This window comes from Wolbachia endosymbiont of Drosophila bocki, from assembly GCF_028982005.1.
GTDB classification, from domain to species: domain Bacteria; phylum Pseudomonadota; class Alphaproteobacteria; order Rickettsiales; family Anaplasmataceae; genus Wolbachia; species Wolbachia pipientis.
Window position 1 is genome coordinate 1 of sequence record NZ_JAPQLG010000028.1, and the last position, 4,632, is coordinate 4,632.

Annotated in this window: 8 protein-coding genes; all 8 read left to right on the forward strand. The window is 34.6% G+C overall.

The features are described from left to right. Positions 1-141 precede the first annotated feature (141 nt). The 8 genes from OZD61_RS00480 (at position 142) to OZD61_RS00515 (ending at position 4,379) form a co-directional block, all read left to right on the forward strand. A complete protein-coding gene (locus OZD61_RS00480; protein ID WP_006279413.1) occupies positions 142-360 on the forward strand; it encodes a hypothetical protein in 219 nt (72 codons plus the stop codon). 13 nt (positions 361-373) lie between these two features. After that, the gene (locus tag OZD61_RS00485) at positions 374-634 is read left to right on the forward strand and encodes a type II toxin-antitoxin system RelE family toxin (protein ID WP_255324035.1); all 261 of its coding nucleotides are present in this window, start codon (positions 374-376) and stop codon (positions 632-634) included. A gap of 102 nt (positions 635-736) precedes the next feature. Beyond that, positions 737-958, forward strand: coding sequence for a hypothetical protein (locus tag OZD61_RS00490; protein ID WP_095742622.1), 222 nt, complete (start codon positions 737-739; stop codon positions 956-958). Then, on the forward strand, positions 939-1,241 hold the full coding sequence (locus OZD61_RS00495) for a type II toxin-antitoxin system RelE family toxin (RefSeq protein ID WP_274979444.1): 303 nt from the start codon (positions 939-941) through the stop codon (positions 1,239-1,241). Before OZD61_RS00490 ends, OZD61_RS00495 begins: the two co-directional genes overlap by 20 nt. Before the next feature lie 91 nt (positions 1,242-1,332). Beyond that, complete coding sequence (locus OZD61_RS00500) at positions 1,333-1,554, forward strand: hypothetical protein (protein WP_274979445.1); 222 nt, start codon at positions 1,333-1,335, stop codon at positions 1,552-1,554. Beyond that, entirely contained in the window at positions 1,545-1,820 is a 276-nt protein-coding gene (locus OZD61_RS00505) for a type II toxin-antitoxin system RelE family toxin (protein ID WP_274979446.1), read from the forward strand. Before OZD61_RS00500 ends, OZD61_RS00505 begins: the two co-directional genes overlap by 10 nt. A 171-nt stretch (positions 1,821-1,991) precedes the next feature. Further along, positions 1,992-2,270 (forward strand): YggT family protein, encoded by a 279-nt coding sequence (locus OZD61_RS00510; RefSeq protein WP_274979447.1) that lies wholly within the window; start codon positions 1,992-1,994, stop codon positions 2,268-2,270. Next, positions 2,271-4,379, forward strand: a complete 2,109-nt coding sequence (locus tag OZD61_RS00515) for an FtsK/SpoIIIE family DNA translocase (RefSeq protein ID WP_274979448.1) — start codon at positions 2,271-2,273, stop codon at positions 4,377-4,379. It begins immediately after the preceding gene. Positions 4,380-4,632: the final 253 nt, after the last annotated feature.

Here is a 4,632-nt window from a genome sequence, read left to right on the forward strand (position 1 = left end):
ATAGATATACCTCTTTCTTAACTATGCTTATTTTACCTCATATTTTCGAGATCCTTAACAGGTTCTTACATATCATCAACTTCCTTTATTGAAAAATTCAGAAAAATGTTGTATAATTATTAGTAGACTTTGGTAAAACATATGACAGATTCAGGAATTAGTATAACTTTTGACCCAAAAACTTCACATAACCTTACTAAGTTAGCTGAAATCACCAAGGAATCCGTTCAAGAACTAGCAAAAAGGTTAGTCATCGAAGGAATCGAGTGCGAAGTAGAAGATATTGCGTTATATAAAACTATTAAGGAATGTGAGGATGTAGACTGGAACACAGTACTATCTGAAAGGGAGAGGACATAAACTGAAATACGATATTGTCTACTCAAAAAACTTTACTGAAAGAGATTTTCTAAATCTTCCAAAAACAATAAGGTCAAGGATTACAAAAGCGATAAACGAGCGGCTTACAACTGATCCAATTAAATTTGGTAAACCATTACGTGGCAGGCTAAAAGGGTATAGAAGAATAAGGGTTAGTGATTATCGAATTATTTATACTGTAAATATTGCAAAACATAAGGTATTTGTTGCTACAGCAGGACATAGAGACACCATTTATGAGAAGGCTACTTGATAAACATTAAATATATTTTTATACAGCCCTCCTTCCTTTCTTTATTGAAAAATTAAAAAAAATGTTGTAAAATAGCTATAGTAGTAGACTTTGGTAAAACTTATGGTAAATTCAAAGGTTAGTGTAACTTTCAACCCAGAAACTTCGCAGCATCTTGTTGAACTAGCTAGAGCCACCAAGCAGTCTGTTCAAAAATTAACAGAAAAGCTAGTCAAGGAAGCAATCGAACTTGAAGCGGAAGATATTGCATTTTCCAAAATTATTAGGGAGTTAAATTCTGATGATGCAGAAGAAGTAGAGGATAGTGAAGACATCTGGAAATAAGCAATACACCATTGAATATCTAAAGCATGTTCTTAAAAGAAATTTGCCTTCCTTGCCGGAAGATGTAAAGCCAAGTATTAAAGATGCAATAAAAGAGTATCTTGAGACTGATCCTATTGGTAACGGTGTGTTGCTACGCAAGAGATTAAAGGAACATAGAAGAATAAAAGTTGCTGATGATTATCGTATTGTCTACCGTGTAAATACTGTAAAACGTATAGTAATTATTGTTTCAATAGGACACAGGGACAATATTTACAAGCAGGCAATATTGGACTACTGAAACATTAAATATATTTTTATACACCACTCCTTTCTTTATTGAAAAATTAAAAAAAATGTTGTATAATTATTAGTGGACTTTGGTAAAACATATGGCAGATTCAGGCATTAACATAGCTCTTAGCGAAGAAACTTTAAAGCATCTTGCTGAATTATCTGAATTTACTAAACAGCCCGTTCAAGAATTAGCGGGAAAACTATTTAGAGAAGCAGTTGAGCTTGAAATGGAGGATTTTTTAGTATCTAAAATTTCTGATGAGCGTGATGTTGAAGGTGCAGAAACAGTTGATTTTGAAGATATTAAGTGGGATTAGAGCGTTACAAGGTTAAGTCTCTAAAGAGTGTTGTTGAAAAAGATTTACCAAACCTTCCAAAGACAATAGGGCTAAGAGTTCAAAAGGCTATAAAAGAACGTCTTACAGTTGACCCAATAAATTTTGGTGAACCACTACATCATAACTTAAAAGGATGTAGAAGGCTAAGAGTTGGTGACTATCGTGTAATTTACAGAGTAAATCAATTAGATCATATAGTAACTATCACAGAGATAGGACATAGAGATGATATTTATAAGAAATAAATACCAACATTAGTATATATTATACACCCCTCCTTCCTTGTCCATTCTCTACTTTAGGTGGCTTTGCCCAGCTCAAAAAATGAAGTTTTTTTTGGTTCAGCAAAAACAACATTTTGAGTTTGAAAAGGCTAAATACTTGTCTTTTATATAACTTTCGTGTAATAGATATGTATGCATCCAATCATATATCTACTCAATACGTTACTTGATCTTTATAGCTTCATTCTAATATGTTGGGTTGTCCTAAACTGGTTGGTTAAACTTAATATGGTGAACATATATAATGAAACTGTCAGTAGCATAATGCACATCTTGAACCAATTGACATATCCACCACTAAAGATTATTAGAAGATATATACCACCGTTCAACGGATTAGATTTATCTATGATGATATTGCTAATAACAATTCACTTTGTAAAATATACAGTAGCTTACTACTTTAGGTAGATGTTAAAAAAATATCTAAAATCAGCAATATATCTATCCCTTTTAATATATATATCAGTTTTTAGCTATAACTATAAAGATCCTTCCTTAAACACGGCTACAAATGAGGAAGTGACAAATTTAGGTGGAATAGTAGGTTCATATTTAGCTGATATATTGGTTCAATTTCTTGGATTAACTAGTGTTACAATAGCTACAACCATAGTTTACTTGTTGATCTTCAGGCCAGCAAAAATACTGCTGAAAATTCTCTATTTAATATTAATCAATTTAGGGGTATGTGCTATATTACCACAACTTTCGCTAGGCATCACAGCAAGGTACAGACACAGTGGAATAATAGGGAATGCACTCGTTAATAACTGCCCGTTTTATGTATTTGTGATAGTAACATTAATAGGTCTTGTAGGATCTGTTGGTTGGAAGAGAGCAATTTACTCTCTATTCTTCTTATGTAAAAAAATAGCTTGCTTATTTGTAAATGTTCCATTCTTCAGATCACATAAAACTACTGAGTATTCAATTGCACCATTAGTAGTAGAAGAAAAACATAGAACTAAAATCACTACTAAACAACAACCAAAAGAAAGACAGAAAAAAGCTACCGAAGAAATTTTCAGTGAGTTCGAATTTCCCAGCATTCATTTACTTTCCAAAGCAGAGGAGTCTTTGCAGAGAAAACAGCTGAATGAAATGGAGAGCAATAAAAATTTATCTCTGCTGGAACAAGTCCTGAGTGATTTTGGCGTGCAAGGAAAAATTATCAGTGTATGCTATGGGCCGGTTGTGACTTTATACAAACTTGAACCACAAGCTGGTACGAAATCTGCAAGAGTAATTGGCCTTGCAGATGACATTGCACGTTCGATGAGTGCACTCTCTGCACGTATTTCAATAATTCGTGGGCAAAATGCTATGGGAATAGAGTTGCCGAACAAGGAACGGGAAATTGTAATGCTGCGTGATTTGCTTGAATCACCAGAATACCAAAATGCAAACTTAAATCTTCCAATTGCGCTTGGCAAAGAAATAAGTGGAAAACCAGTTATTGCAGATCTAACTAAAATGCCTCACTTGCTCGTTGCTGGAACCACAGGGTCTGGTAAATCAGTTGCGATTAACACTATGATTCTTTCACTCGTTTATCGATTAAGTCCTGACGAATGCAAGATGATAATGATCGACCCCAAAATGCTTGAGCTTTCAATATATGATGCAATACCACATCTAATAACGCCAGTGGTAACAGAGCCAAAAAAGGCTGTAGTCGCTCTTAAGTGGATAGTGAAAGAAATGGAAAACCGCTATCGCATGATGTCGTATTTGAATGTGCGCAATGTTATAAACTATAATCAAAAAATCACAGAAGCGATGAATAGTGGAATAGAATTGGAGCGCGTTGTGCAGATTGGCTTTAACTCAACAACAGGCAAACCTCTGTTTGAAAAAATACCAATCAAGATGGAAACATTTCCATATATTGTAGTGATCGTGGATGAAATGGCAGATTTGATGCTTGTTGCCGGCAAAGAAATAGAGTGCTCTATTCAACGCTTAGCTCAGATGGCTCGTGCTGCAGGAATACACATCATAATGGCAACACAACGCCCATCTGTGGATGTGATCACAGGTGTGATAAAGGCGAACTTTCCAACGAGAATCAGTTTTGCTGTTACTTCTAAGATAGATAGCCGTACAATACTTGGCGAACAAGGGGCTGAACAATTGCTCGGCATGGGTGACATGCTCTATATGGCCTCTGGTGGTAAGATCATTCGAGTTCACGGCCCATTTGTAAGTGATAATGAGGTGCAAGATATAGTTGATCATCTGAAAATGCAAGGTGAGCCAAACTACATGGAGGAAATCACTAAAGAAGATGAAAATTCTTCTACAGAGTCACACGATGAAACGGAGGATGAAGAAAATGACCTCTATAACCAAGCAGTGGCCATCATTCAAAGAGATCAAAAAGTTTCAACCAGTTACATTCAAAGGCAGCTTAGAATAGGCTATAACAGAGCAGCAAACATCGTTGAAAGAATGGAAAAGGAAGGTATTGTCAGCGCTCCAAATTACTCAGGGAAAAGAGAGATATTGGTTGAATAACAATCTTGTAATACCTTAATTTAAGTTTCCGCACTTTCAAAAAGCAAGTCAAACAAAATTATTAAAAGGTCAATACATAATGACAGTTAATTTAATAATAATTTAAACATTGGGAATGTAAAATTATAATATATTAATTAACTAGGGGGTTAAAATGGTAAAAGGAATTTTGTGCAATTGGTTAGGTGTAAGAACCTGTTAAGGATCTCGAAAATATGAGGTAAAATAAGCATAGTTAAGAAAGAGGTATATC

Excerpts from the sequence above, each read along its gene's own strand:
- OZD61_RS00480 (WP_006279413.1), top strand. The coding sequence starts at position 142 with ATGACAGATTCAGGAATTAGTATAACTTTTGACCCAAAAACTTCACAT.
- OZD61_RS00490 (WP_095742622.1), top strand. The coding sequence starts at position 737 with ATGGTAAATTCAAAGGTTAGTGTAACTTTCAACCCAGAAACTTCGCAG.
- OZD61_RS00500 (WP_274979445.1), top strand. The coding sequence starts at position 1,333 with ATGGCAGATTCAGGCATTAACATAGCTCTTAGCGAAGAAACTTTAAAG.
- OZD61_RS00510 (WP_274979447.1), top strand. The coding sequence starts at position 1,992 with ATGCATCCAATCATATATCTACTCAATACGTTACTTGATCTTTATAGC.
- OZD61_RS00515 (WP_274979448.1), top strand. The coding sequence starts at position 2,271 with ATGTTAAAAAAATATCTAAAATCAGCAATATATCTATCCCTTTTAATA.